Below are 25738 nucleotides of genomic sequence, written 5' to 3'. Positions count from 1 at the left end.
TGCTGATGCCGTCACCGGTGCCGGGCGCGTTTTTTTGACGTGGGCCAGGTTTGTCATACCCACCCTGCAATTGGTCCCGGAGAGTAATAGGCCTATGATGCGCATCGTTAACCGCGCAAAAGCGCCAGACGTCTCTGGGTGCAAAAAATCACAGGATGACAGTCGATAGTGCGAACTGTCGTCCTGCAAGTGATTAATTGGCCTGCGCTGTTTCTACGGGGCGGTTGTTGTGTTCGTCCCAGCCCTTGATGTCACCAAAATAGACTTGACGGCCACCGTCAAGAACAAGAAGCTTGTTACACAGTTCTTGAATGAGCGCATAATTATGACTGGCCAGCACGATAACGCGTGAGCGCGTCAGAATGTCGTTGAGACGCGCCGTGGCCTTATCAAAGAAGTATTTGTCCCCGGCACCAATCCATTCGTCCATCAGCAGGATTTCCGGATCGTGGCTGGTGGCTACGCCAAAGATCAGTCGGGTCAACATACCGGCGGAGTAGGTTTTTACCGGCAGATCTATAAAGTGGCCCAAATCCGTAAATTCGACGATGTCGGCCATCTTCGTGAGGATTTGCTTGGTCGTGTAGCCGCGAATGCGCCCCATATTAATGAGGTTTTCACGGCCGGTCAGTTCGAGATCCAACCCAAGTCCGGGATCGATCATAGACGAAATTCGACCATTGATTTCGACCTTGCCGCGGTCAGGCTCGTAGACGCCGGCCAAGACTTTCAAAAGCGTGGTTTTGCCTGCGCCATTATGCCCGATCAACCCCAGACGATCGCCGTCCTGAAGCGAAAAGGATAGCCCATTCAGCGCGCCGACGTGGATGACATCTTGCCCGGATTTCAGCAGCTTACCGCCAACTGCAAGGTTGGCGATCGTGTTCCGGAGAGACTGGGCCCGTACCGAGTATATAGGGTAGGCCAGTTCCACGCCGTGAAGATCTATAACAGTCTTAGACATAGAAATTATATTCTCTTAAATCCAGAACGGAATTCGTCTGCGGAAGGGAGTGAATGTGGCCAGCCACAACACGGCGCCGACTGCGAGCATGCCCAGGGAATACATCCAGTTTAGCTGGGTGACGGGTACTCCGAGCAGGGGCGATCTTATAATGCTCACCAGATGGTATAGAGGATTGACCTCTGCCACCCATTGGTGATCCGGGCCGAGCGTTTCGACGCGCCAATATAGCGGCGTCAGGAAGAACAGGAGCGCAGAGAGGTTGGGAATGAGATAGCGAAGGTCTCTGTATCGGGCGGACAGCATGCCGATGACCGTACCCCAGGTTAGCATGCAGCCTATGACAATGATCATGCCAGGTACAAAGGTCCAGCCCGGCACCGTAAGCGTGCCATTGAAAAGCATGAACACGTAGAAAACAATCAGATTATGCAAAAAAAGCATAATATTCCTGGCAACGGCCTCAAAGGAATAGTATGTAAATGGGTACGCGTGGTTTTTAATAATGCTGCTGTTGCTTATGTATATTTCTGGCGCTTCGGATAACACCCAAAGGCATGCGCTTCCGGCCAGGTTTCCGAGCATTGCATAAGGCAGAAACACCTTCAAATCTTGCTTGAAAAGCAGACCGAATACCAGCGTAATGGCGAGTGAGGTAAATACAAAGTTTCCGGCTATCCATAAGGTGCCGAATATAGTGCGTTTGTACTTTGTGCTTAAAATATGGTACGCTTGGTGAAGCCAAACAGGATATAATTTCGCTCCCGAAATTAGATCCTTTATTGTTTTGTTCATAATATTTACCTCGTCCCCCTAAAACGGTTGCTTCCGGCGGCGGCCGCCTAGCAGGCGAAAGAGCTATTAGTCAATTTTGCCGTGGAGCACAAGCGCGTGACCACGCAAATGAAAAAGAAACACACGTGTAAATCGTCTCATTTCGCCCTGCTCGACAGCTTCGATTTCATCCACCGCGCTACTTTTAAAACCTTGGAGTTTTGCAGGGCCTGTAATTCACGCAGGGCCTGTTGAATACGCTGCAGCGCTTCTTCACTTGAAGCGGGATCGCCGTCTTCCGGCTTGTGAATGAGGCCGTAAGCTATGCACACGTCATTTTCCAGTCGGCTGCATCGATCGGAGCTGGAGGTCTGAAGTACAAGCAGAGCCTCAGACTTTGCGGCGAGCTGTCTTTCGACGACGTTGAGGCGATCGCAAAGGGCTGTGGCTCTCGCACGTTCATGAGCATAGGCGGCCATAAGGTCGTCTGGGTGAATGGCGGGTGGGGCTGGATGGGTCACTGGCGAGCGTTTTTCAAAGGGTTAATAGACGGGCCGGCAAAAAGACTGCGCAGGACTTCGTCAAATAAATCGGGGTTATGGCGGCGCTCAACGGTTTCTCTTGCCGTGATGCTGATCTGATGAAGTCGTTCACCGCAATTCACAAGATCCAGAATGCAGTGAGCGTAACTCAGGCTGTCCGCGTCGTCTTTTCCCGTCGAGGCGACTAGCCATCCCGACCTGCCGGTCTCGATGATTTCGGAAAGCGCGTGAGTATCGGAGGCAATAACGGGCAGTCCGCAGGCCATAGCTTCCAAAATGATTTTCGGCGCATGGGTAGAGAGTGGTGCGCAGACAAAAGCATCATATTCGTCGATGTCCACATCCTTCAGTGTAAGCTTTGCGCCCATGTATCGACAGGCTTCATTCGTTGTTTGTGGCAAATCGATTTCGCAGGGGGCTGCATCGAATTCGCGACATGGCCGCCTACCATATATATCAAAGGTCACGCGAACCCCCAGGGTCTGCAATGTTTCAAATATTGGTTGTATGAGCTGCGGGCGGCTTTCCGGACTAAGGGGCGCGAACCAGAGCAGTCGCAGAGGCTTTTCTGCCGATCGTTTTGCCGGCGTCCATTTCTTTTCCGGCAAAGGGCAGGCCGGCCGCAGACACGCCCATCGTTCCGGCGCCAAAGCCAGCCGATTATGATCTGCGTCGATAATTGCCTGATGATCGCATACGATAAGGTGGAGCGAGTCCAGAAACTCGCTCAGTATCTCAAAATCTCTATCAAAAACCCATGGCTTGCCGTCTGCGATATGGGTCGTATAGCTGCGACGATAATAGTATAATTGATCTGCGAGGGTGCGGTTATACTTTCCGAGAAGCCTGTGGGTAAAGGCGCAGCTTCCCACATGGATGCGAGCTGACATTCCCACGGCCTCGACAAGACGGTAAGCGACGAGATCGATCGTGTTTTTATCGCCATGGCATGTCGAGAACAGGTCGATAAAATCGGTGTTCGGAGGTAGGTGTTCCAAATTGGCCGGCAGGCTGGGCGTTTCACCTGTGAGGACAAGGAAGCGTTTGCCGATGGACTGCGTATATAACCCCGTGAGCAAATCCGCGAAATAGTGTTCATTCTCCTGCATGTTGGGAAAAATGAAGATGTCCGTGTAATCTTGCTGAAGTGTGAGATGGCAGGCTTTATAATAAGCCAGACCGGCAGGCGAGGGCGGTCCTAGATTGGTGAAACAGGCGCCTGCCTTTTCACGGTCGAACCGGATCGCCGGATCAATCTGGTTGGCGTAGTGGGCCGCCAACTCCGTTGTGGGGTTTTCAAAAAAAGCGCGTGCAACATCAGACGGTGGGGGGGGCGTCCATTCAGCGCCCTGAACGATTTCTTCCCAACGGCCGGCGGCGGCCACGAATGTCCTGGGTTCGTAGAGTCGTGTCGCGTGGATAACCCGGGCGGCGGTGGCCGCGGCGTCGCGGCTCAGAGTGCCTGGGCGTTGCCGGTAATAAAGGGTCGTGTCGGGAGCAATGACGATCTGTACGCCGTCAGCGACCAGTTCACAATTGAACCACCAATCCTCATAAGCAAACCCGGATTTGTGATCGGAATCGCGATAGGGATGTGAGCGTGCATATTCGACGGGAAGAAGCAGGCGAGAAATATACGGATGGCGATCAAGAAAAGCCCATGCAGGCAGGTATTTACTATCATAGTAACGACACAGGAAAGACGTATCACCAAATCCCATCAAAAACTCAGGGAATACGGCGGCTTCGCCTGCATTCTCTTCAGCCGTAGCGTAGAGGCCAGCGATCATGTTGAAGGAAATCAGGTCGTCCGCGTCACAAGTCATGACGTATTTGCCGCGGGCGGCCTGAGTACCGGAGTTTCGAGACTTGGCTAGGGAGCCATGGCTAACGGCTATTATCTGGTGACTTTCGAAGACGTCGAAGGGCTCTGATGTAAGGACGCGCCTTGTTGGTTCGTCGGAATTGTCGAGCACCACCACCAATTCGAGACGTAGATGAGCATGCTTGTGGCGGGCATACTGAGCGGCAGCGGTCAACGATGCGAGAGTCCGCTTCAGATAACGGGCTTCGCGATGCAATGTAAGTATAAGTGAAATGTCAAGCGAAGCGGAAACCCTGAGAGGATTAATTTGAGGCCGCCAGCGCGTTTCCTGATTAATTTTATCGAGACCGAATTCGTGGACTATATCGTCTGAAACCGGAAATTGACATGGATATACATCATCTTCACGCATGTCGTTCTCACGATTTCGGCATATATTTCGATATTGTGAAATATATCGAGCGACCCTTGTTTAGCCCGCTGGCGCCAGAGGCGTCAAACCTAAATTGGCCATGACTAATGGGGTGGTGTTTTTGCGTTTGCGGTGACAAAAGACGAGACGGGTTTCGACGGATTCGGTCGTTTTGGTGACCGGAGAGGGGTGAAAGTGATATGTTCGGTGACAAGAGACTCCATAGGCGGATAGCCGAGTCGGGCTTTTTTGACGCAGAGTGGTACATGCGAACCTATGACCTGAATTGCAAAGAGGGGGCGGCGCTCGATCATTTTGTGAAGACCGGCGGGCCGGCAGGTTTTTCGCCCGGCCCGAGGTTCAATGCGGCGTGGTACGTCTACGAGTATCCCGATGTCTTGGCCGCAGGTCATATTCCTCTCGTCCATTATCTCGATTATGGCCGCGCAGAAGGGCGTTTTCCACTACCGGTGGAGGGGCGTGCAGGGCTTGAGCAACTTCGCAGCCGGATTTCATCCTCGGGATGGTTCGATGCGGACTGGTATGTCGCCACCTATCCGGACACACCTACCGACGTCATTTCGCCGCTGGATCATTTTGTGCTGTACGGAGCCGATCGTCGGCTTTCCCCCGGGCCGTTATTCGACACGGAGTGGTATTTGCGGCAATATCCGGATGTTGACGTCCGGGTGGTTCATCCATTTGGACACTATCTGAGCAGTGGTCGGGACGAAGGACGCCTGGCAAAAGCGCCGGATGGCGTTTACGATCTCGCCCACTCCGTTTTGCAGTCTGTCGCCGATCTCGATTCCGACGTGACGGAGGTCGTCACGCTTGCCGAAGCCGGACGCCTGCCCATCCACAGCGGGCGTCCTGGGGGGCGGAGCTATATGGCATTCAAATCGCTCTTCGAAGGGCTGAAGCGCCGGTATGATGTGTTGGTGCTCGGAAGCGTAGACACCCCGGCATACAGGGAAGTCGCTGATCTGTTTGCGGGGGCGCAAAAATCGGTACTTCTTCTCGACCCGGATTCGCTTACCCTCTGTGAGGCGTCGCCCTCTTGCGGACAGTTGCCGGTGAATTTGTCTTTGGAGGAACGGATCGTCGTTCTGTCCTGGTTTATACAGGCGCTGAAACCCATTGGCCTTGTGGTGCTCGACAGCAAAACCGGACGTGATTTGTTGAGGGCGCAGGTCCAGACATTGGCGCAGGTCACGCCGATATGGGCGCACCTTGGTGCGCAGGCTTTGCCTGGGGGCGATGCCTATGTCCGAGACGTGCTGTCTTTTGTGGAAGGGCTTATACTCGATAGTTTCGAAAATGCGGAAACCCTGGGGCGGGCATTGCGCTTGCCTGCGGCGATGCAGGCCAAGCTCGTGACGGTCGCCAATCGAAGCGACTGGCTGAATATCTTCCGAAAGGTCCCCGCATGACCCATCTCAGTGTGATCGTGAATGCTCACAATGAAGGCTTGCTGCTGACCCCCTCTTTGCTCAGTGCGGCGCGTGCCACCGCCTTTGCCCGTTCCGCAGGCTACACGGTGGAGGTTTTGGTCGTGCTCGATCGTCCCGGATCGCTGACACGCGAAGTGGCGCAGGGGGCCGCCCAGTTGGACATGAAGCTGCTTGAGGTCGACTACGGCGATCTGGGCCGCTCTCGCAATGCCGGTGTCGGGGCGGCGAATAGCAGGTATATCGCCTTCCTGGACGGGGATGATCTTTGGGGGGAGACCTGGCTGAAAATGGGCCTGGATGCCGCTATTGCCGATTCACGCCCCATAGTGTGGCATCCGGAAATCAGCGTTTATTTCGGCGCCCGCAGGGAAATCATGACCCATCCGGACATGGAAGCAGAAGACTTCGACACTCTGTCGCTTGTCGCCGCAAATCCCTGGACCGCCCTGTGTCTGACGCAGACGTCGCTGTTGCGGCAGGTGCCATATCCGGAAACGGACCTTGCGAACAGGATCGGTTTCGAGGACTGGGGGTGGCACCGCCTTGGTATTGAAGCGGGTATGATTCACAAGGTGGTCAAGGGCACGGGCCATGCCATCCGGGTCAAGCTTTCTTCGTTGGGCAAGTCTGCAAATGCTGCAGGCGCCATACCTTCCCCCACGGCGCTCTTCCGCCAAAGTTTGCCTTTATCTGCGGAGGAGAACCCGTCGGAAGAGGCAACGCGTGGCTAAGGCAGAAGCGGTTGTGCCCCCTCACGGGTAAGATTAGTGGAGTTTAGCCCTATGGCTCTGGACGTTCTCGCCGATATGCTACCGCCCTATGCCAGGGACATGGCGCAAAATCTCCGAATTGTCGCCGACGAGGTTGTGTTGAACGACGCTCAGAAGTGGGGCGCGTTTCTGGCCTGTGCTTACGCGTGCGGCGAAACCACTGTATTGAAGCAAGTCGCGCGTGAAGCCGGCGCTTTTCTCACGCCGGAAGCGTTTGATGCCGCAAGGTCTGCCGCGACGATCATGAGCATGAATAATGTCTATTATCGCGCACTGCATCTGATGCACAATCAAGAGTATGCAGCGCTTCCTGCGAAGTTGAGAATGAATGTGCTGGGGAATCCAGGGGTGCCCAAGATTGATTACGAACTCTGGTGTTTTGCGGTTTCGGCGATCAACGGATGCGGGCTTTGTCTGGACAGTCATGAGAAGGTGTTGCGATCTCATGCTGTTACGGCGGTCGAAGTACAGTTTGCCCTGCGTATCGCAGCCATAGTGACGGCGGTGGGGGTCGTTCTGCGGGCTGAAGCGGCGTGTCGCGATTAGCCTATGGGGGCGGCTCTCTCCGTATCGCGTCGAAGATTGGAGGGATAAAAAACGGACTGACGGGCATAATCGGGATAGAGTTGCAAGAATGCGCGTAATTCGGCCGCATGGCGCGCCTGCTGGTCTTCGCGCTCATCATCCGGGCGCGACTGTCCTTCCTTATGCAGAAGCGTTGCGCCTGGATCGTACACGACCTTCAAACCCAGTCGTCGCGTTTTGAGGCACAGGTCCACGTCATTCATGGTCACGGCGAATCGCTTTTCATCAAATCCGCCGACCTGATCGAACGTGGTTTTGCGGATAAGCAGACAAGCGCCTGTAACGGCATCTGCCTCACCGGCAGTATCGAGAAGCGGATGGCTGCGCCATTCCTCTTCCTTGAGATGACGCCAGGGATGTCCCGGACCCGGAAGGAAGTGGGTGGCGATGCCGCCATGCTGCAGGTCGCGGGAGGGATAGAGCAGCCGCGCGCCGACGACGCCCACATCCTCCCTGAGGGCAAAGCCGCACATCGATGTGAGCCAGTTCCCCTCCAGGGCCTCTATGTCGTCGTTGAGAAACAGAAGCAGCGGATATTGCGCGGTGACGGCGCCCAGATTGCACAGCGTAGAGAAGTTGAAGGGGATGTCGTATCGGATGACGCGCGTTGTCGATTCGAGAGCCTGAGCCTCAAGGAGCGTGAGCATTTCCGGAGCGGTTGCACCATTATCGACGATGATGATTTCGTAGGTGACGCCTTCGATCTGTTTGAGCGAGCGTAGGCACTCCGACAGAAGATCATGCCTGATTTTCGTTGGAATGATGATCGAAACCGCCGTATCGGCGGGCACCGGGAGGCGTGCAAGAGCTGCGCGGGGGGGAAGGGTCTTTTGAGGTTTTATCGCCTTTTTTGCGATGCTGAGGCCGACGGCGCGGGCCCGGCTGACCCGACGGCTGCGTAACGCACTGGCCCACCGCATGGGATTTAGGCCAAGGCCGACGAGTTTGCTGAGGTATATTTGTATCTTCGCCAGCGGATCGAGGCGTACGGCCAAGAGTTGGGATGATGGGTGCAGCGGGCCTTCTATAGGGCGGTAGAAGGCCTGATACCTTCCTTTGGGCAATATGAGGTAGCTGGGGGTTGCAGACGTATAAACGACGCTGCGCCGCAGCGATCGTGTTTCCATCAACTCGATTTCGATGATGGGGCCGTTCGTTTCAAACCTATACAGGCCTTCAAGTCCCAGTTCTGTCCTTCCGGGAACGGCGCGATTATCGCTTTCGCTTGAAAGCGCAGAAAATATATCGGCAGAGAGGTCATAACGGTTGGGAAGTTTCATGCCCTCCTTATGGCGGCAGTTTAAACCAGCGTCGACAAAAAACCCTCGCCACGAATGGCGAGGGTTTTCATGTCCGGGCGTCTTGACGGATCAGTAGGACGAGTCCGCCGAGGTTGAGGCCGAAGCCGACATTTCGCCCATGCCGGCGGCATAGGCGTCGCCCGTGCCGGTGGCGGTCGAGGCGGCGTAGAAGAACAGGCCGGCGATCAGCAGGGACAGGCCGCCCCAGAAAACGCGGCTGGCGAGGGCGGGTTGGGTTTGGTCATGGGCCATGGAATTGCTCCGGATAGAGGTGTGGTCAGGGGGATGGGGAGTCTGAGGCACTCTATCGGCGACCGGCCCGCTCATTCGGGCGAAACAGGACCAGCTCTGCCGGGCACGCTTGGGCTTACCGTTAACGATTGCATTAACGGATCAATGCTGCATCTGCGTAAATGTGGACGCAGGTGCGAAAATATAAATTTAGGGTAAAAGCGCGTTAATCAAACGGCAAAGGTCACCGGGTCAAAAGTCACCGGCGCGCCCCAGAAGGCTTCGACGATGCGCGATTGCGGTCCCGGCTCGCCCGTGGTCAGGAAGCGGCGCTGGCCCGACGTGCCGATGTCGTAGTCGGGATGACGGGCGACATAGCGTTCCAGCGCATCGGCGACCGAAGACGGTTGATGGATCAGCGGCGTGCCTTCGGGCAGGGCGGCCTTGAACAGGTCGCCGATGATCTCATAGTGGGTGCAGCCCAGGATGGCGCGGTCGGGATAGCGGCCGATACGGGTCTTGAGCGCCTGAACGCGACTCTCTACGACGGCCTTCAGCTTGTCTTCGCTCTCGCCGGCCTCGATCATGCCGGCCAGCCCGATGCACGGTTCGCTGAACACGGCCAGATCCTGACGGCGCTTGTCGATTTCGATCTCATAGACGCGCGAACGGGCCGTCGCGGTCGTGCAGAAGATGCCCAGCACATCGACATTCTCGACCTTGGGGCCGCGGCGTTCGGCCTCGTGCTCCCAAGGCAGGCCCGTGGCGGCTTCGATGGTCGGGACAATGATGCCCAGCACATTGACCGGACGCCCGGCGCCTTTGCGATAGTCGGACAGCCACGTCGATTGCAGGCGGCGCAGGGCGACGGCCGAAGCGGTGTTGCAGGCCAGTACGACCAGGGACGCCGCGGCGTCGAACAGGGTTTCGCAGCCCTGCCGCGTCAGTTCGACAATCTCTTCGCCCGACCGCTCGCCATAGGGGGCATGCTTCTGGTCGCCGAGATATATGAAGTCCGCCTGGGGCATCCGTTCCACCAGCGCCCGGTGAATGCTCAAACCGCCGACGCCCGAATCGAAAACCCCAATGGCCATTCTGAACTTTCCTTAACTGGACACGCGGTGATATCGCCGCTCTTGTGGTGTCATACTGTCTATAGACCCGCGCCCTTGCCCCCAGCAAGGGTGCATGCTTAGATGATTGCATGTGGAACGGATTTTGCGGCTCTGTGCGTATGGGGATCGTGAATTCCATTTGAGTCTGTTTCCGCTCCTGTTGGACCGGAACAGCCTCAAAATTTTTTGTTACCGCGCATTGATTCCGAAAACCGTTACACACTTTTCGGAATGCGCTCGGAGGAGTAAAGAATGGAAATGGATCGTCGCATGGTGATGGGTCTGATGACTTCGGCGGGCTTGCTGCCGGGCGTGGCTTTGGCGGCCACGGGTGCAACGGCGCTGACCGCCGAATGGACCGGCCCCTATGGCGGCATCCCGCCCTTCGACAAGGTGAGGATCAGCGATTTCGAAGCGGCCTTCGATGCGGCGATAAACGCCCAGCGCAAGGAAATCGCGGCGATCACCCTGGTCAAATCCATGCCGACCTTCGAAAACACTGTCGTCGCGTTGGAAAAATCGGGCGCGGAAATGGAGCGCGTCTCGACGCTTTACGGTGTGTGGAGCGGCGGACTGTCGACGCCGGAGCTTCAGGCCATCGCCAAGCGTCTCTCGCCCAAACTGGCGGCCTTCGGCGATGAGATCAATCAGAACGAACAACTATTCCAAAAAATCAGAAACGTTTACGAGCGCCGCGCCGAGTTCAAGCTGACGCCAGAACAGGACCGTCTGTTGTGGGTGACCTATAACGGCTTCGTGCGTTCGGGCGCGGCGATCTCGCCGCAGGCCAAGACCCGCGTGGCGGAGATCAACAAGGAGCTGTCAACCCTGTTCAACCAGTTCTCCGACAACCTGCTGCACGACGAAGAGCAGGTATTGTACCTGAGCAAGGACGAACTGCCGGGTCTGTCGGACGGCTTCCTCGCTTCGGCCGCGGCCTCTGCCAGGGAAGCGGGCAAGGACGGTCTTTATGCCATTCCGAACACCCGTTCGGCCATGGAGCCGGTGACCACCTTCTGCACCAACCGCGCGACGCGCGAAAAGGTGTGGCGTCAGTATGTCAACCGCGGCGACAACGGCGATCAGTGGGACAATAACGAACTGATCAAAAAGATACTCAAGCTGCGTTATGAGCGCGCGACCCTGCGCGGCTACAAGACGCACGCTCACTGGCGCGTTGAAAATGCGATGGCCAAAACGCCTGAAAACGCTATGGAACTGATGGAGTCGGTATGGCCGGCGGCGGTCAAGCGCGTCCACGAAGAAGTGGCCGACATGCAAAAGGTCGCCGATGCGGAAAAAGCCGGTATTACCATCGAACCCTGGGATTACCGATTCTACGCGGAGAAGGTGCGCAAGGCGCGATACGATCTCGACGAGAATGAAATCAAGCCCTACCTGCAACTCGAAAAGCTGGTCGAGGGTATGTTCTGGGCCGCCAGCCAGTCCTACGGGTTTGACTTCAGGAAGGTGACCGGTCTGCCCGTCTTCCACGACGATGTGACGACTTACGAAGTGCTGCGCGAGGGTAAGGTGACGGGTCTGTTCTACTTCGATCCGTTCGCCCGTAAAGGCAAGCGTTCGGGCGCGTGGATGAACGCCTATCGCAGCCAGTCGAAAGGAGGCGGCAAGGCGATACTTCCGATTGTTTCGAATAATTCCAACTTTATCGAAGCGGCGCCGGGAGAGCCTATTCTTATCTCCTGGGACGACGCCTCGACCCTCTTCCATGAATTCGGCCACGCCATCCACGGCCTGTCGTCTGACGTGACCTATGCCTCGCTATCGGGCACTTCGGTGGCACGCGACTATGTCGAGTTCCCGTCGCAGGTCAACGAGCGCTGGCTGTCGACCCCGGAAGTGCTGTCGCGTTTCGCCCTGCACTACAAGACGGGCGAACCCATGCCGGCGGCGCTGCTGGAAAAGATCAAAAAGGCCGACACGTTCAATCAGGGCTTCGCCACGGTCGAGTATCTGTCTTCGGCCCTGATCGACATGAAGTTGCACCTCGCCGGTAATGCCGACATCGATCCGGACGCCTTCGAGCGCGACGAACTGACCAGGCTCGGTATGCCGAAAGAGATCGTCATGCGCCATCGCACGCCGCAGTTCGCACACGTCTTCTCGTCGGACGGCTATTCAGCGGGCTATTACAGCTATCTGTGGGCCGATGTGGTGGCGGCGGACTGCTCCGAAGCCTTCGCCGAAGCGCCCAAGGGCTTCTACGATCAGTCGGTGGCCGGCAAGATGATGAAATACATCCTCAGCGTCGGCAACACGATCGATCCGGCGGACGCCTATCGTCAGTTCCGCGGTCGCGATGCCGACCCGAAGGCGCTGATGCGCGCGCGCGGGTTTGCGTAACGCCTGCTGAAAGACGAAACCGTTCAAAGGCCGGGACCTTAAGGGCTCTGGCCTTTGTCAATTTTGGGGTCAATTTGGGATTGTACCTTGCTGTAAAACTGGGTATCCCCTGCTGGTTCCAGCGAAGCGGTGCCATGCAGATCAGTACATACGAGATTGAGGGGCCGGTCCTTATCACGCCGAAAATATTCGGGGATTCGCGCGGTTATTTCATGGAGGCGTTCAAGGATGCCTGGTTTCGTGAAAACGTGGCGGACGTAACTTTCGTTCAGGACAATCAGTCTTTGTCGGCGCAAATCGGCACCATCCGGGGCCTGCATTATCAATTGGCCCCGATGGGACAGGGCAAGCTTGTCCGCTGTCTGCGGGGCGCTATTTTCGACGTGGCGGTGGATATCCGCAAAGGTTCGTCCACCTTCGGCCAATGGATCGGCGTTACGCTGACTTCGGAAAACGCACAACAGTTGTGGGTGCCTGAAGGCTTCGCACACGGTTTCTGTACGCTGGAGCCCGATACCGAGGTGTTCTATAAGGTTACCAACCCCTACAGCCCCGAACACGATCGCGGCGTCGCCTTCGACGACCCTGAAATCGGTATAGACTGGCCGATGGATACCGCGCAGGCTGTCCTTTCCGACAAGGACAAGGTGCAGCCTAAACTTTCAGGTCTGCGCTAAAGCGTTGCCGTAACCGAGACAGGGATGGACTATGCGTATTCTGGTTACCGGCGGCGCCGGTTTTATCGGCTCGGCTCTGGTGCGCTATCTGGTGTCGGAAGTGGGCGCGGAAGTGCTCAATCTGGACAAGCTGACCTATGCCGGCAATCTGGCCTCGCTGGAGCCGATCGCAGGCGCTAACAATTACAGTTTCGTGCAGGCGGATATTTGCGATCGTGAGGCTGTTGTCACGGCGATCAATGGCTTTAAGCCGGATCACATCATGCACCTTGCCGCCGAAAGCCATGTTGATCGCTCGATCACTGGCGCGGGTGAGTTCGTCCAGACCAATGTCATGGGCACCTTCACCCTGCTCGAAGCTGCGCGCCACTATTGGAACGGTCTGTCCGGCGAGGACAAGACGAACTTCCGCTTCCTGCATGTGTCGACCGACGAAGTGTACGGCAGTCTTGGGGAAACCGGCCTTTTCGAAGAAGTCACCCCCTATGACCCGTCTTCGCCCTATTCGGCCTCGAAGGCGGCGTCGGACCATCTGGCCAAGGCGTGGCATCGCACCTATGGCCTGCCGGTCGTGGTGTCGAACTGCTCGAACAATTATGGTCCCTTCCATTTCCCGGAAAAGCTGATCCCGCTCAACATCCTCAACGCATTGGAAGGCAAGCCGCTGCCGGTCTATGGCGATGGCTCGAACATCCGCGACTGGCTCTATGTCGACGATCACGCCCGCGCTCTGCACCTGATCGCTTCGAAGGGGCGTCTGGGTGAAACCTACAATGTCGGCGGTCGTAACGAGCGCAAGAATATCGATGTGGTGCGCCGCATCTGCGCCTTGATGGACGAACTTCGTCCGCAAGGCGCGCCGCATGATCGCTTTATCAGCTTCGTTACCGACCGCCCGGGGCACGATCATCGCTACGCCATCGACGCCACCAAGCTCGAAACCGAGCTCGGCTGGAAGGCACACGAGACCTTCGACACCGGCATCGAAAAGACCGTGCGCTGGTATCTCGACAATGCGCACTGGTGGCGACCATTGCGCGGCGGCGTCTACACCGGCGAGCGTCTGGGCGTGCTCAGCGAAGCGAAGGCCTGATCATGCGCATTGTGGTGACGGGTAGGGAGGGGCAGGTCGATACCTCGCTTCAGGTGTTGGGTGAAGCGATGGGCATTGAGGTCATTCGTGTAGGCCTGCCCGAAGTCGATCTGTCGGCTCCCGAAACTCTGGCCGGGCCGATCAGGGCCGCGAAGCCCGATGTGATCATCTCCTCAGCGGCCTATACGGCGGTCGACAAGGCGGAGAGCGAGGCCAGTCTGGCTCAGGCTATCAATGGCGACGCACCGGGAGAACTGGCGCGCATCGCCGCCGATCTGAATATTCCCATCCTCCACCTGTCGACCGACTATGTCTTCGCCGGTGGCAAGGAGGGGGTCTATGAAGAGTCTGACGTGCCGGCGCCGGTGAGCGTCTATGGTCGGACCAAGCTGTCGGGTGAGCTTCAGATTGCGACGGCGACGCCGAACCACGTCATAGTGCGCACGGCTTGGGTCTATTCGCCCTATGGTAATAATTTCGTGAAGACCATGCTGCGCTTGGGTGAGTCTCGGGACGAGATCAATGTCGTTGCCGATCAGCGCGGCTGTCCGACCTATGCGCCGGAAATCGCTCGCGCTCTGCTGATCGTCGCGCAGCGCGTTGTCACCGATGCCGACCCGGCCCTGCGCGGTGTCTTCCACCTGACGGGTCAGGGGGAAACCACCTGGGCCGGCTTTGCCGAAGCGGTTTTTGACGGTAGCGTGCGGCGCGGCGGCAAGGCGGTGAAGGTCAATCCGATCCCGACCGAGGCCTATCCGACGCCGGCCAAACGTCCGGCCAATTCGCGTCTGAGCGGTGAGAAACTGGCGAAAATCTATGACCTGCGTCTCGATCCGTGGCATGTGTCTCTGGAGGACTGCCTGGCGCGCCTGCTGGGCGCCCCGGTGGGCAAGGAGTAAAAGAATGAAGGGTATTATTCTGGCGGGCGGCAGCGGCACGCGACTGAACCCTATGACCATAGGCATCTCCAAGCAGATGATGCCGGTCTACGATAAGCCGATGATTTATTATCCGCTATCGACCCTGATGATGGCGGGCATTCGCGAGATATTGATCATTTCCACGCCGCACGATCTGCCGCTGTTCCAGAAGTTGCTGGGAGATGGTCAGAAGTGGGGCATCTCGCTCTCTTACGCTGAGCAACCAAGCCCGGACGGTCTGGCGCAGGCCTATATGATCGGGGCGGACTTCGTCGGCTCGCAGCCCTCGTGCCTGATCCTTGGTGACAATATCTATTATGGGTCCAATCTGACGGAAACCCTCGCGCAGGCTTCGCAGATCACGGCCGGTGCGTCGGTTTTCGCCTATCAGGTTTCCGATCCGGAACGCTATGGCGTTGTGGAATTCGACAATAATTTCAAGGCCCTGTCCGTTGAGGAAAAGCCCATCCGGCCCAAGTCGAACTGGGCGATTACCGGGCTTTATTTCTACGATCATCAGGTGGTCGATATCGCCGCCAATCTCAAGCCTTCGGCGCGCGGCGAGTTCGAGATCACCGACGTCAACCGCGTCTATCTGGAGCGGGGACAACTGAGCGTCCTGCCGATTGGGCGCGGCTATGCCTGGCTTGATACCGGCACGCCCGACAGCCTGCTCGACGCCGCTGAATTCGTACGCGTGCTGGAAAAGCGGCAGGGTATGAAGATCTGCTGCCCCGAAGAGGTTGCCTGGCGGCAGGGCTTTATAGACGCGGCGCAGCTTGAAACCAGCGCCCGGAACCTCGGTAAGAGTGAATACGGCAAATACCTCTTCCGCGTTCTTGCCCAAGGTAGCTAAAGGCGATTTGCGCTTTGATTACAATGCAGACCCGATGTCCGCATTTCGCCTTGCAGGATCAGCGCGCATGAATGGTCTCAGCAACGGAGGCACTTATGCGCGAATTCAAATCCACAGCGACAGTTATGATCATGGCGTTCGGCTTCTGCGCCGGACTGGTGGCGGCCTTTTATGTTGCTATCCCGTATTGACGGCCTCCATTTTGGAACATATCATGAACTTTTATGAAGAAGACGCTTAAGGAACGCCTCGCTATCCTCTCTGACGCCGCGAAGTACGATGCGTCGTGTGCGTCATCAGGCACGTCGAAGCGTGACTCATCGTCAGGCGGGTTAGGTTCTACTGAAGGATCGGGCATCTGCCACGCCTATGCGCCGGACGGGCGATGCATCTCCTTGCTCAAGATCCTGATGACCAACTTCTGTATCTACGACTGCGCCTACTGCATCAATCGGTCATCGTCAAATGTCGAGCGCGCGCGGTTTACGCCTGACGAGGTGGTGTGGCTGACGCTGGAATTCTATCGCCGCAATTACATTGAGGGTCTGTTTCTGTCGTCGGGCATCATCCGCAATTCCGACTATACGATGGAACAGATGGTCCGTATCGCCAAAGACCTGCGCTTGAAGCACGATTTTCGCGGCTATATCCATCTCAAGACCATCCCGGATGCTTCCGGGGCGCTGATCGAAGGGGCGGGCCTCTATGCCGACCGCCTGTCGATCAATATCGAGCTGCCCACCGACGCCGGGGTCGAAGCCTTCGCGCCGCAGAAGCACCCGGCCAATATCCGCCGTTCGATGGGCGAACTGAAACAGAAGATCGACGCTGCGTCGGAGTCGACCTTCAAAAGGCGCCGCAAGCGTTTCGTGCCGGCAGGGCAGTCGACCCAGATGATTATCGGCGCCGATCAGTCGACCGACGCGACCATTCTGGGCTCCAGCGCCGGGCTCTACAGCCGGTTCCGTTTGCGCCGCGTGTACTATTCGGCCTTCTCGCCCATACCGGATGCGTCGAAAGTCTTGCCGCTGATCCGGCCGCCGCTGGTGCGCGAACACCGTCTTTATCAGGCCGACTGGCTCTATCGTTTCTACGGGTTCGACATCGGCGAAATCACCGCCGCGCGGCCGGACGGGATGCTCGATCTGGAACTGGACCCTAAACTGTCCTGGGCGTTGGAAAACCGGGCGCGCTTCCCTGTGGACGTCAATCACGCCGACAGGGAGATGCTGCTGCGGGTGCCGGGCTTCGGGGTCAAGGCCGTGCAGTCGATCCTCAGCGTACGGCGCTTTCGGCGGCTGAAGCTGGAGGATTTGCAACGGCTTAAAGTGTCGTTGCGCAAGGTCAAGCCGTTCGTCGTGGCGGATGATTGGACGCCGGTGCGGCTGATCGATAGGGCGGATTTACGAAGCCTGTTCGCGCCGGAGCCGCAGCAACTAGTGTTGCTGTGATGCGGTTTGAATTGCGCGGAAGAGGTGACTTCGCCGAATGGCGCAATGCTGCGCGCGAAGCGTTGCGCGCAGGCGTGTCGCCGAGGGAGGTTGAATGGGGCGGGCAAGGGCGTGAGACGGGGCTGTTTGATGAAGCCCCCTCTCCCCTGCGGGGAGAGGGTAGGGGTGAGGGGGTGAAACACGGAGTTAGTAACTTTCCCTCTCACCCGGCGCTTCGCTCCACCCTCTCCCCGCAAGCAGGGAGAGAGAAAATAACGGTTAATTCTTCTTTTATAGAATTATCGAAATCCGTTATCTGCCATTGCGATCCGCGCCGATTCGACCTTTGCTACCGCCTGCTGTGGCGGCTTCAGCGTGACAAACATCTGCTGGATGTCGTGACCGATCCAGATGTGGCTCTCGCCCGCGCCTTCGCCAAATCGGTTGGGCGCGATACGCATAAGATGAAAGCGTTCGTGCGCTTTCGCGAAGTGCCCGCCAAAGGCCCGCGCCGTGCCTTTGTGGCGTGGTTCGAGCCGGAACATTTCATCGTCGCCCGCGCCGCCGGTTTCTTTCAGAGGCGCTTCAACGATATGGACTGGCTGATCGCTACGCCCAAGGGGTCGGCGGCGTGGGACGGCAAGGACCTGCGACTCAGCGACGAACCTGCGCACAAGCCGGACATCACAGACGAGACCGACGATCTGTGGCGGATCTATTTCGCGCATATCTTCAATCCGGCGCGGCTGAAGGTACAGGCCATGCAGTCGGAAATGCCGAAGAAATACTGGAAGAATCTGCCGGAGGCCGAATTGATCCCCGACCTGATCCGCAATGCCGAACAGCGCGTGCGCGATATGGCCGAGCGCGGTGCCTCAGACACCGCGCCCAAATTCCATGAAAGATTACAGGAAAAATTACAGGGCCGCGCCGCCCATCGGACGTAGGCCCAGTGATTGCAGCAGGTAGGCATCCGAACCGCGCTCCGGGTTGGGCGTGGTCAGGAGTTGATTGCCGACGAAGACCGAATTGGCGCCGGCCAGGAAGCACAGGGCCTGAAGTTCCTCGCTCATCTCGTTACGGCCGGCCGACAGGCGCACCATCGATTTGGGGCAAAGGATACGCGCCACGGCGACCGTGCGCACGAATTCGACCGGCGTGACGCCGCCTTTAATCTTCGATAGTTCGCCCAGCGGCGTATTCGACACCGGCACCAGATTGTTGATCGGCAGGCTGTCCGGATGGGCGGGCAGGGTCGCCAGTTGGTGCAGGAAGGACACCCGGTCCGCGCGCGTTTCGCCCATGCCGACAATGCCGCCGCAGCAGGTCTTCATGCCGACCTCGCGCACGGCCTCCAGCGTATCGAGGCGCTCTTGATAGGTGCGGGTGGTGACCACGCTGTCGTAATATTCCGGCGAGGTGTCGAGGTTGTGGTTGTAATAGTCGAGCCCGGCCTCTTTCAGCGATTTGGCCTGATCCGCCGTGATCATCCCCAGCGTGGCACAGGTTTCCAGCCCCAGCGCCTTCACTTCCGAGATCATTTCGGCCAGAGCCGGGACGTCGCGGTCCTTGAGGTCGCGCCAGGCGGCGCCCATGCAGAAGCGCTGCGCGCCGCCCTCTTTCGCTGATTTGGCTGCGGCCAATACCTCATCGACCGGCATCAGCTTCGACGCCTTAAGACCGGTCTTGTGGTGCGCCGATTGCGAGCAGTAGCCGCAGTTCTCCGCGCAGCCGCCGGTCTTGATCGACAGCAACTGCGACAGTTGCACCTCGGAAGGATCGAAGAATTGCCGGTGCACCGTGGCCGCGCGATAGACCAGTTCCATGAACGGCAGATCGAACAGGGCGGCGATCTCCGTCTTCGTCCAGTCGTGGCGCACGGTGGCGAAGCTGGCAGCGGTGTCGGGCATGTCGTTCACTTTCTCCTCCCTGTCGCGTAGCGATGGAGAGGTGGCATTTCAGCGAAAGTGAAAATGACGGAGGGGGATGGCGCAAAAGCTTACCAAGGCAGCGGCCCTTGAAATTGCGGCGTCATCCCCCTCCACCATCATCGCTACGCTCGATGGTCCCCCTCCCCATCGCTACGCGACAGGGAGGAGAGGTTCAGCCTCGTCTAGCGCGATCGGAGAAGCAGGTCAAACCCGGCGCATGACAGCCCACAGGCGGCAGGTTATGGTAACGGCGTTGTCCTTCACGCAGGAGATTCGCCATGACCGACGCCACCGTTCACCCCAACCGGGTGCCGGCCTCGCAACTGGTGGACGATCTGGCCGACTCTTTCGGCGATGCGCCAAAGGTCAGCGTCGGTGAGCTGCTGAAAAACCTCGAAGGGCGCGGGCTCGGCCTGCTGCTGATCATTCTGGCCCTGCCGATCTGCATTCCCAACATACCAGGTATTTCGACCATCTTCGGCCTGCTGCTGATCGGGCCGTCGATCCAGATGATATTGGCGCACAAGGCCCTGTGGATGCCCGGTTTTATCAAGCGCTGGGCGTTTAAAGGCGAAACCCTGCGCGGCGCGTTTCGCGCCTGTGGCGTCGTGCTGCGCAAGGTGGAGTTCCTGACGCGGCCGCGGCTGGTCTTCATGACGCGCGGCATTTGGCTGTTCTATGCCGGTCTGCAAACCCTGCTGATGGCGCTGATCCTGCTTTTGCCCATGCCGGGCGCTAATGTCATTCCGGGTATCGCCGTGGTGCTGACCGGACTGGGGCTGTTGCAAAGGGATGGGTTGTGCCTGCTGTTGTCGGTGCCGGTTGCGGCAGGTGCGGTTACCTGGGTCTACTACGGGGCGCGCTACGTCGTCGATTTCGCCCTATGGGCCTGGGCCTATGTCGAAGGCTGGTTTCTACCATATAAAGACATCTTTATATCTTGATTGCATCCGCTGCGTTGTCCCGCTATAAGGCGGCAACATTTGAAACTATGGATGCACCGTCATGGCCCCGAATACACCTCAAGCAGACTACATCGTAAAAGACCTTTCCCTCGCCGCTTGGGGCCGCAAGGAACTCGACATCGCCGAAGGCGAAATGCCGGGCCTGATGGCGACCCGCGCCGAATACGGTCCGTCGCAGCCGCTCAAGGGCGCGCGCATCGCCGGTTCGCTGCATATGACGATCCAGACGGGTGTGCTGATCGAAACCCTGCAAGCACTCGGCGCCGAAGTGCGCTGGGCCTCGTGCAATATCTTCTCGACGCAGGACCACGCCGCCGCCGCCATTGCCGAGCGCGGCACGCCGGTCTTCGCCATCAAGGGCGAGACGCTGGAAGAATACTGGGACTACGCGCACAAGATATTCGAGTGGCATGATGGTGGTTATCCGAACCTCATCCTCGACGACGGCGGCGACGCGACGCTCCTGACCGTGCTGGGTCCGAAGGCCGAACAGGACGCTTCGATCCTCGACAACCCGACCAATGAGGAAGAAGAAGCCCTCTACAAGGTCATGAAGCGCTACCTGAAGGAAAAGCCGGGCTTCTATTCGGCTATCCGCGACGCCATCATCGGCGTGTCCGAAGAAACCACCACCGGCGTTCACCGTCTTTACGCCATGGCGCAAAAGGGCGAGTTGCCCTTCCCGGCGATCAACGTCAACGACTCGGTGACCAAGTCGAAGTTCGACAATCTCTATGGTTGCCGTGAATCGCTGGTCGACGCCATCCGCCGCGCCACCGACGTCATGCTGGCCGGCAAGGTCGCGGTCGTGCTGGGCTATGGCGATGTGGGCAAGGGTTCGGCCGCAAGCTTGCGTAACGGCGGCGCCCGCGTCATCGTCACGGAAATCGACCCGATCTGCGCGCTTCAGGCCGCTATGGAAGGTTACGAAGTCCGCACGGTCGAGGAAGTGGCCAGGCAGGGCGACATCTTCGTCACCTGCACTGGCAACAAGGACGTTCTGCGCCTGGAGCACATGCGCGAGATGAAGCACAACGCCATCGTGTGCAATATCGGTCACTTCGACTCGGAAATTCAGGTCGCGGCCCTGCGCAACTACAAGTGGGACGAAATCAAGCCGCAGGTCCACCACGTCGAATTCCCGGACGGCAAGAAGATCATCGTCCTGTCGGAAGGCCGTCTGGTCAACCTCGGCAACGCCACGGGGCACCCGTCCTTCGTGATGTCGGCCTCGTTCACCAACCAGACCCTGGCTCAGATCGAGCTGTGGACCAACAACAAGGCCTATGACAAGCAGGTCTACACCCTGCCGAAGAAGCTGGATGAAAAGGTCGCTCTGCTGCACCTGGAAAAGCTGGGCGCCAAGCTGACCACGCTCAATTCCGAACAGGCCGACTATATCGGCGTTGCGGTCGAAGGGCCGTTCAAGCCCGAGCATTACCGCTACTGATCAACGGAAACACATAAAAACCCCGGAGGAAACTCCGGGGTTTTTTATATTGCGGGACACGGCATTGATTGTGAAGAAACGGCGTGACTTCTGACCTATACATTCCCCACGAACCCTTTTCACTGCTCACAATTGCAAACGATATTTCACTTGATATGTGCGGCGCAGCATTATAGCGTCACGTGTGTCTGTGGTATCGGAAAAGGCGATGTTATTCCGCTTGTTGGCCCGACGATGCACCCCGGTGCGCAGGCGGCGCACAAGCCCCCACCCTCCGGTAACCGCGGTCGAAACCGACACCTATTGCCGTAAAAATTCATTGGCCGCCCGGCGGCACAACTTCTTTCTGGGTATATATTCGAAATGAAAATAGCGATCGCGGGCCTGGGCTATGTCGGCCTTTCCAACGCCATGCTGCTGGCGCGCCACAACACCGTCGTCGCCTTCGACGTCGTGCCGGCCAAGGTCGAGATGCTCAACAAGGGGCAATCGCCGATCGTCGATGCCGAGATCGAACGCTTCCTGAAGGAAGAAAAACTCGACTTCAAGGCCACGCTCGACGCCGAAGAGGCTTTCCGCGACGCCGAATATATCATCATCTCGACGCCGACCAACTACGACACGGTGACCAACCAGTTCGACACCTCGTCGATCGAAGCGGTCGTGCGTCAGGTCCTGCCGCTCAATTCGACCGCCACCATCGTCATCAAATCGACCATCCCCGTGGGGTACACGGCGCGCCTGAACAAAGAGTTCGGTATCGACCGGGTGATCTTCTCGCCGGAATTCCTGCGTGAAGGCAAGGCGCTGTACGACAACCTGCACCCCTCGCGCATCATCGTCGGCGAACAGTCGGAGCGCGCGCGTATTTTCGGCGGCCTCCTGCTGCAGGGCGCGGAGAAAAAGGATGTCGAGGTCCTCTACACCAATTCGAGCGAAGCCGAGGCGATCAAACTGTTCGCCAACACCTATCTCGCCCTGCGCGTCTCCTATTTCAACGAACTGGATTCCTACGCCGAAGCGCTGGGTCTCGACAGCAAGCAGATCATCGAGGGCGTGTCGCTCGATCCGCGCATTGGCAAGGGCTACAACAACCCCTCCTTCGGCTACGGCGGCTACTGCTTGCCAAAAGACACCAAGCAGTTGCTGGCCAACTATTCGTCGGTGCCGCAGAACATCATCAAGGCCATTGTCGACGCCAACACCACGCGCAAGGACTTCGTCGCCGACTCCATCCTCAGCCGCAAACCGAAAACGGTCGGCATCTATCGCCTGACCATGAAGACCAATTCGGATAATTTCCGCGACTCTTCGGTGCAGGGCGTGATGAAGCGCATCCGCGCCAAGGGCGTCAATGTCGTTATCTTCGAACCGGCCTTTGAGGGCGACAGCTTCTTCAACTCAGCCATCATCCGCGACATCGAAGAGTTCAAGCGCGTCTCGGACGTCATCGTCGCCAACCGCGTCTCCGAAGAACTGTCCGACGTGCTCGAAAAGGTCTACAGCCGAGACCTCTTCGGCGCAGATTGATTGATCAGCCTTCGCCTCCTCGAAGGGATATCGGCGTGATCTTGTTAAAACCGAAGTTGCAAATTCGAGCACAGTAGCCGCATAATATGAGGTGCCGCACCGCATTACCGTGCAGGGCGGGTTTTTTAAGGAATTTCAGATGAAGATTTTGCCGGTAATTATGTCGGGTGGATCCGGCACGCGTCTTTGGCCTCTATCCACGCCGGAGCAACCCAAGCAGTTTCATGCTCTGGCGACGCAGCACACCATGATCCAGGAAACGGCGCTGCGCCTGTCTGGCGACGAGTTCCTGAAGCCTATCGTCATTTGCGGCAGAAGTCATGAAGTGTTGGCTAAGGCTCAGCTCGAGGCTATCGACCTTACGCCTCAGGCGGTGGTGCTTGAGCCTTTTGCCCGCAACACTGCGGCGGTGGCTGCGGTTGCCGCTTTGATAGGGCAAAAGATCGATCCGGACGCGCTGGTACTGCTGGTGCCGGCAGACCACATGATCTCCAAACCGGACGTGTTCCGTGAGGCTCTCCGTCGTGCTGCGCCTGTGGCGGCTGACCGGATTGTCACCTTCGGGATCACACCTACCGCGCCTGAAACAGGCTTTGGCTATATTCAGCGTGGGGAACAACTGGCCGAGGGCGTTTATGGCATTCGCCGGTTCCTTGAGAAGCCGAATTTCGAAACAGCTCAAAGCTATGTGGCTGACGGTGGCTACGACTGGAACGCCGGCATCTTCCTGTTTTCGCCGGAGGTTATGCTGCAGGAGTTGGCGGCGCACGAACCCGAGGTCCTCACAACAACCCGTGAAGCATTCGAAAAGGCCGACATACAGGGTGTTACCCATACGCTCGACCCTGAAAGCTTCATCCTGTGCCCGTCCATCTCCATCGATTATGCGGTCATGGAGCGTACGTCACGTGCCGCAACGGCTCCATGCGACATCGGTTGGGCGGACGTGGGGGGCTTCAGCGAACTGTGGCGGCTCGGCGCTAAGGATGATGTTGGCAATCACGCACAAGGTAATACCATCCTGATTGACGCGCATAACTGTCTCATCCGCGCCGACGGCCCGCCGGTCGCCATTATCGGCCTGGACGACATCATGGTGGTATCTACGCCTTCTGGCATAGTGGTGGCGCCGATTTCCCGCGCCCAGGACGTAAAGTTGGCGGCAGAAGCGGCCAAGAAGCTTCGTGAAATACGTGACGCAGAAAGCGCATAATTAAAGCACTTATGTCCGCTTCCGGACTGTGATGAAACAGGTTGGATCTTCTGTCGGGCTATTATAGAGCGGCCTCTGCGCACCAGAATTTGCGCTAGAGGCCGTTTGTATAGCTGGTGGGCGGCGGCCTATTGAAATAGTCTTCTCCGGACGTTAATCCAAAACAAAATCTCAAGCTGCAAACCGGAATCTTTTATGACCGAACGTAACTCTGAAAAAAAAGTCGCATTGATAACGGGGGTCACCGGCCAGGATGGTTCTTATCTGGCCGAGTTTTTGCTTGAGAAGGGTTACGAGGTTCATGGCATAAAGCGCAGGGCCTCTTTGTTCAATACGGCGCGTGTCGATCACATTTACGAAGACCAGCATGTCGGTAATACGCAGTTCAAGCTGCATTACGGGGATCTGACAGACACATCCAATTTGACCCGTCTCGTTCGGGATATCGAACCGGATGAAATCTATAATCTGGGTGCGCAGTCGCACGTCGCTGTAAGTTTCGAAGCCCCTGAATATACCGCCGATGTCGACGGCACCGGCACTCTTCGCCTTTTGGAAGCCATACGTTTTCTGGGTTTGGACAAGAAGACGCGCTTTTATCAGGCGTCTACTTCGGAGCTGTACGGCCTGGTCCAGGAGACTCCACAGCGGGAAACCACGCCATTTTATCCCCGCTCGCCCTACGCGGTCGCCAAGCTCTATGCCTATTGGATAACGGTCAACTACCGCGAAGCCTACGGTATGTATGCCTGTAACGGCATACTGTTCAACCACGAGTCTCCTCGTCGCGGCGAAACCTTTGTCACGCGCAAAATTACGCGCGGTTTGGCCAATATTTCATTGGGTCTCGAGAAGTGCCTCTATATGGGCAATATCGATTCTTTGCGAGACTGGGGCCATGCCAAGGACTATGTGCGCATGCAGTGGATGATGCTGCAACAGGAGCAAGCTGAGGATTTTGTTATCGCAACCGGTGTTCAATATTCGGTTCGTGAATTCATCAAATGGTCGGCGAAGGAACTGGGCGTCACCGTCGAATTTAGCGGTCAGGGGGTCGATGAAGTCGGAACGGTCGTTGCCGTAGCGGGGGATAAGGCCCCGGCCCTGAAGGTCGGTGACGTGGTCGTCCGTATCGATCCGCGTTATTTCCGCCCTGCCGAGGTGGATACGCTGTTGGGCGATCCCACAAAGGCCAAGGAAAAGCTTGGCTGGACGCCGGAAATCACGGTTCAGGAAATGTGCGCTGAAATGGTGGCTGAGGATTATAAGGCGGCGCGTCGCTTCGCTATCCTCAAAGCGCACGGGCTTGAGTTGCCCGTAAGCGTCGAGGGCTGAT

23 protein-coding genes are annotated in these 25738 nt (G+C 57.7%); 15 read left to right on the top strand and 8 right to left on the bottom strand.

The window, feature by feature from the left end; all coding sequences use genetic code 11:
* Positions 1–193: 193 nt before the first annotated feature.
* From LH365_RS13235 to LH365_RS13220, 4 genes are all read right to left on the bottom strand, one after another.
* Entirely contained in the window at positions 194–964 is a 771-nt protein-coding gene (locus tag LH365_RS13235; protein WP_226744104.1) for an ABC transporter ATP-binding protein, read from the bottom strand.
* A gap of 15 nt (positions 965–979) precedes the next feature.
* Positions 980–1759, bottom strand: coding sequence for an ABC transporter permease (locus tag LH365_RS13230; RefSeq protein WP_226744103.1), 780 nt, complete (start codon positions 1757–1759; stop codon positions 980–982).
* A gap of 137 nt (positions 1760–1896) precedes the next feature.
* A complete protein-coding gene (locus LH365_RS13225) occupies positions 1897–2217 on the bottom strand; it encodes a hypothetical protein (protein ID WP_226744102.1) in 321 nt (106 codons plus the stop codon).
* Between the two features lie 38 nt (positions 2218–2255).
* Positions 2256–4517: a glycosyltransferase gene (locus tag LH365_RS13220; protein ID WP_226744101.1), complete on the bottom strand. Its 2262-nt coding sequence runs from the start codon at positions 4515–4517 to the stop codon at positions 2256–2258.
* A gap of 266 nt (positions 4518–4783) precedes the next feature.
* On the opposite strand from LH365_RS13220, the gene LH365_RS13215 reads away from it, so the two are divergent.
* From LH365_RS13215 to LH365_RS13205, 3 genes are read left to right on the top strand one after another with little or no spacing between them, the layout of a single operon-like run.
* On the top strand, positions 4784–5950 hold the full coding sequence (locus LH365_RS13215; protein WP_226744100.1) for a hypothetical protein: 1167 nt from the start codon (positions 4784–4786) through the stop codon (positions 5948–5950).
* Complete coding sequence (locus LH365_RS13210) at positions 5947–6702, top strand: glycosyltransferase family 2 protein (RefSeq protein ID WP_226744099.1); 756 nt, start codon at positions 5947–5949, stop codon at positions 6700–6702. Before LH365_RS13215 ends, LH365_RS13210 begins: the two co-directional genes overlap by 4 nt.
* 51 nt (positions 6703–6753) lie before the next feature.
* Positions 6754–7287, top strand: a complete 534-nt coding sequence (locus tag LH365_RS13205) for a carboxymuconolactone decarboxylase family protein (protein WP_226744098.1) — start codon at positions 6754–6756, stop codon at positions 7285–7287.
* Here the strand turns inward: LH365_RS13205 and LH365_RS13200 are convergent.
* From LH365_RS13200 to LH365_RS13190, 3 genes are all read right to left on the bottom strand, one after another.
* Positions 7284–8606 (bottom strand): glycosyltransferase family 2 protein, encoded by a 1323-nt coding sequence (locus tag LH365_RS13200; protein WP_226744097.1) that lies wholly within the window; start codon positions 8604–8606, stop codon positions 7284–7286. The two genes, LH365_RS13205 and LH365_RS13200, sit on opposite strands and share 4 nt — an antisense overlap.
* 90 nt (positions 8607–8696) lie before the next feature.
* The gene (locus LH365_RS13195) at positions 8697–8879 is read right to left on the bottom strand and encodes a hypothetical protein (RefSeq protein WP_226744096.1); all 183 of its coding nucleotides are present in this window, start codon (positions 8877–8879) and stop codon (positions 8697–8699) included.
* A gap of 209 nt (positions 8880–9088) precedes the next feature.
* Positions 9089–9952, bottom strand: a complete 864-nt coding sequence (locus tag LH365_RS13190) for a glutamate racemase (protein WP_226744095.1) — start codon at positions 9950–9952, stop codon at positions 9089–9091.
* A gap of 273 nt (positions 9953–10225) precedes the next feature.
* Here LH365_RS13190 and LH365_RS13185 point away from each other — a divergent pair, with 273 nt between their 5' ends.
* From LH365_RS13185 to LH365_RS13155, 7 genes are all read left to right on the top strand, one after another.
* The gene (locus tag LH365_RS13185; RefSeq protein ID WP_226744094.1) at positions 10226–12337 is read left to right on the top strand and encodes a M3 family metallopeptidase; all 2112 of its coding nucleotides are present in this window, start codon (positions 10226–10228) and stop codon (positions 12335–12337) included.
* A 134-nt stretch (positions 12338–12471) separates the two neighbouring features.
* Positions 12472–13014 carry a dTDP-4-dehydrorhamnose 3,5-epimerase gene (gene rfbC / locus LH365_RS13180; RefSeq protein WP_226744093.1) on the top strand — a complete coding sequence of 181 codons (543 nt, stop codon included), beginning with the start codon at positions 12472–12474 and terminating at the stop codon, positions 13012–13014.
* Positions 13015–13045: 31 nt separating this feature from the next.
* Complete coding sequence (gene rfbB / locus LH365_RS13175; RefSeq protein ID WP_226744092.1) at positions 13046–14107, top strand: dTDP-glucose 4,6-dehydratase; 1062 nt, start codon at positions 13046–13048, stop codon at positions 14105–14107.
* Positions 14108–14109: 2 nt separating this feature from the next.
* The gene (rfbD, locus tag LH365_RS13170) at positions 14110–15006 is read left to right on the top strand and encodes a dTDP-4-dehydrorhamnose reductase (protein ID WP_226744091.1); all 897 of its coding nucleotides are present in this window, start codon (positions 14110–14112) and stop codon (positions 15004–15006) included.
* Between the two features lie 4 nt (positions 15007–15010).
* Complete coding sequence (rfbA, locus tag LH365_RS13165) at positions 15011–15883, top strand: glucose-1-phosphate thymidylyltransferase RfbA (protein ID WP_226744090.1); 873 nt, start codon at positions 15011–15013, stop codon at positions 15881–15883.
* A gap of 224 nt (positions 15884–16107) precedes the next feature.
* Positions 16108–17334, top strand: coding sequence for a putative DNA modification/repair radical SAM protein (locus LH365_RS13160; protein WP_226744089.1), 1227 nt, complete (start codon positions 16108–16110; stop codon positions 17332–17334).
* Positions 17334–18260 (top strand): TIGR03915 family putative DNA repair protein, encoded by a 927-nt coding sequence (locus LH365_RS13155; protein ID WP_226744088.1) that lies wholly within the window; start codon positions 17334–17336, stop codon positions 18258–18260. The genes LH365_RS13160 and LH365_RS13155 overlap by 1 nt, the downstream gene beginning before the upstream one ends.
* Here the strand turns inward: LH365_RS13155 and bioB are convergent.
* The gene (gene bioB, locus LH365_RS13150; RefSeq protein ID WP_226744087.1) at positions 18231–19223 is read right to left on the bottom strand and encodes a biotin synthase BioB; all 993 of its coding nucleotides are present in this window, start codon (positions 19221–19223) and stop codon (positions 18231–18233) included. The genes LH365_RS13155 and bioB overlap by 30 nt on opposite strands.
* 299 nt (positions 19224–19522) lie before the next feature.
* Between bioB and LH365_RS13145 the strand changes: the two genes are divergently transcribed.
* The 5 genes from LH365_RS13145 to gmd all read left to right on the top strand — a co-directional run bounded on the left by LH365_RS13145 (position 19523) and on the right by gmd (position 25737).
* The gene (locus LH365_RS13145) at positions 19523–20188 is read left to right on the top strand and encodes an exopolysaccharide biosynthesis protein (protein ID WP_226744086.1); all 666 of its coding nucleotides are present in this window, start codon (positions 19523–19525) and stop codon (positions 20186–20188) included.
* Between the two features lie 61 nt (positions 20189–20249).
* Positions 20250–21659 (top strand): adenosylhomocysteinase, encoded by a 1410-nt coding sequence (ahcY, locus tag LH365_RS13140; RefSeq protein ID WP_226744085.1) that lies wholly within the window; start codon positions 20250–20252, stop codon positions 21657–21659.
* 363 nt (positions 21660–22022) lie between these two features.
* On the top strand, positions 22023–23189 hold the full coding sequence (locus tag LH365_RS13135) for a nucleotide sugar dehydrogenase (protein ID WP_226744084.1): 1167 nt from the start codon (positions 22023–22025) through the stop codon (positions 23187–23189).
* Between the two features lie 139 nt (positions 23190–23328).
* Complete coding sequence (locus tag LH365_RS13130) at positions 23329–24402, top strand: mannose-1-phosphate guanylyltransferase/mannose-6-phosphate isomerase (protein ID WP_226744083.1); 1074 nt, start codon at positions 23329–23331, stop codon at positions 24400–24402.
* A 195-nt stretch (positions 24403–24597) separates the two neighbouring features.
* Positions 24598–25737 carry a GDP-mannose 4,6-dehydratase gene (gene gmd / locus LH365_RS13125; RefSeq protein ID WP_226744082.1) on the top strand — a complete coding sequence of 380 codons (1140 nt, stop codon included), beginning with the start codon at positions 24598–24600 and terminating at the stop codon, positions 25735–25737.
* Position 25738 lies beyond the last annotated feature (1 nt).

The sequence above is a fragment of the Asticcacaulis sp. AND118 genome (assembly GCF_020535245.1).
Lineage (GTDB): Bacteria > Pseudomonadota > Alphaproteobacteria > Caulobacterales > Caulobacteraceae > Asticcacaulis.
Note: the sequence above shows the minus strand (reverse complement) of the source record. Positions and strands in the feature narration are given on the sequence as shown.

Bases quoted from the DNA above. Each gene is read 5' to 3' on its own strand.
- LH365_RS13235 (WP_226744104.1), bottom strand. From the start codon at position 964: ATGTCTAAGACTGTTATAGATCTTCACGGCGTGGAACTGGCCTACCCT.
- LH365_RS13230 (WP_226744103.1), bottom strand. From the start codon at position 1,759: ATGAACAAAACAATAAAGGATCTAATTTCGGGAGCGAAATTATATCCT.
- LH365_RS13225 (WP_226744102.1), bottom strand. From the start codon at position 2,217: ATGGCCGCCTATGCTCATGAACGTGCGAGAGCCACAGCCCTTTGCGAT.
- LH365_RS13220 (WP_226744101.1), bottom strand. From the start codon at position 4,517: ATGCGTGAAGATGATGTATATCCATGTCAATTTCCGGTTTCAGACGAT.
- LH365_RS13215 (WP_226744100.1), top strand. From the start codon at position 4,784: ATGCGAACCTATGACCTGAATTGCAAAGAGGGGGCGGCGCTCGATCAT.
- LH365_RS13210 (WP_226744099.1), top strand. From the start codon at position 5,947: ATGACCCATCTCAGTGTGATCGTGAATGCTCACAATGAAGGCTTGCTG.
- LH365_RS13205 (WP_226744098.1), top strand. From the start codon at position 6,754: ATGGCTCTGGACGTTCTCGCCGATATGCTACCGCCCTATGCCAGGGAC.
- LH365_RS13200 (WP_226744097.1), bottom strand. From the start codon at position 8,606: ATGAAACTTCCCAACCGTTATGACCTCTCTGCCGATATATTTTCTGCG.
- LH365_RS13195 (WP_226744096.1), bottom strand. From the start codon at position 8,879: ATGGCCCATGACCAAACCCAACCCGCCCTCGCCAGCCGCGTTTTCTGG.
- LH365_RS13190 (WP_226744095.1), bottom strand. From the start codon at position 9,952: ATGGCCATTGGGGTTTTCGATTCGGGCGTCGGCGGTTTGAGCATTCAC.
- LH365_RS13185 (WP_226744094.1), top strand. From the start codon at position 10,226: ATGGAAATGGATCGTCGCATGGTGATGGGTCTGATGACTTCGGCGGGC.
- rfbC (WP_226744093.1), top strand. From the start codon at position 12,472: ATGCAGATCAGTACATACGAGATTGAGGGGCCGGTCCTTATCACGCCG.
- rfbB (WP_226744092.1), top strand. From the start codon at position 13,046: ATGCGTATTCTGGTTACCGGCGGCGCCGGTTTTATCGGCTCGGCTCTG.
- rfbD (WP_226744091.1), top strand. From the start codon at position 14,110: ATGCGCATTGTGGTGACGGGTAGGGAGGGGCAGGTCGATACCTCGCTT.
- rfbA (WP_226744090.1), top strand. From the start codon at position 15,011: ATGAAGGGTATTATTCTGGCGGGCGGCAGCGGCACGCGACTGAACCCT.
- LH365_RS13160 (WP_226744089.1), top strand. From the start codon at position 16,108: ATGAAGAAGACGCTTAAGGAACGCCTCGCTATCCTCTCTGACGCCGCG.
- LH365_RS13155 (WP_226744088.1), top strand. From the start codon at position 17,334: ATGCGGTTTGAATTGCGCGGAAGAGGTGACTTCGCCGAATGGCGCAAT.
- bioB (WP_226744087.1), bottom strand. From the start codon at position 19,223: ATGCCCGACACCGCTGCCAGCTTCGCCACCGTGCGCCACGACTGGACG.
- LH365_RS13145 (WP_226744086.1), top strand. From the start codon at position 19,523: ATGACCGACGCCACCGTTCACCCCAACCGGGTGCCGGCCTCGCAACTG.
- ahcY (WP_226744085.1), top strand. From the start codon at position 20,250: ATGGCCCCGAATACACCTCAAGCAGACTACATCGTAAAAGACCTTTCC.
- LH365_RS13135 (WP_226744084.1), top strand. From the start codon at position 22,023: ATGAAAATAGCGATCGCGGGCCTGGGCTATGTCGGCCTTTCCAACGCC.
- LH365_RS13130 (WP_226744083.1), top strand. From the start codon at position 23,329: ATGAAGATTTTGCCGGTAATTATGTCGGGTGGATCCGGCACGCGTCTT.
- gmd (WP_226744082.1), top strand. From the start codon at position 24,598: ATGACCGAACGTAACTCTGAAAAAAAAGTCGCATTGATAACGGGGGTC.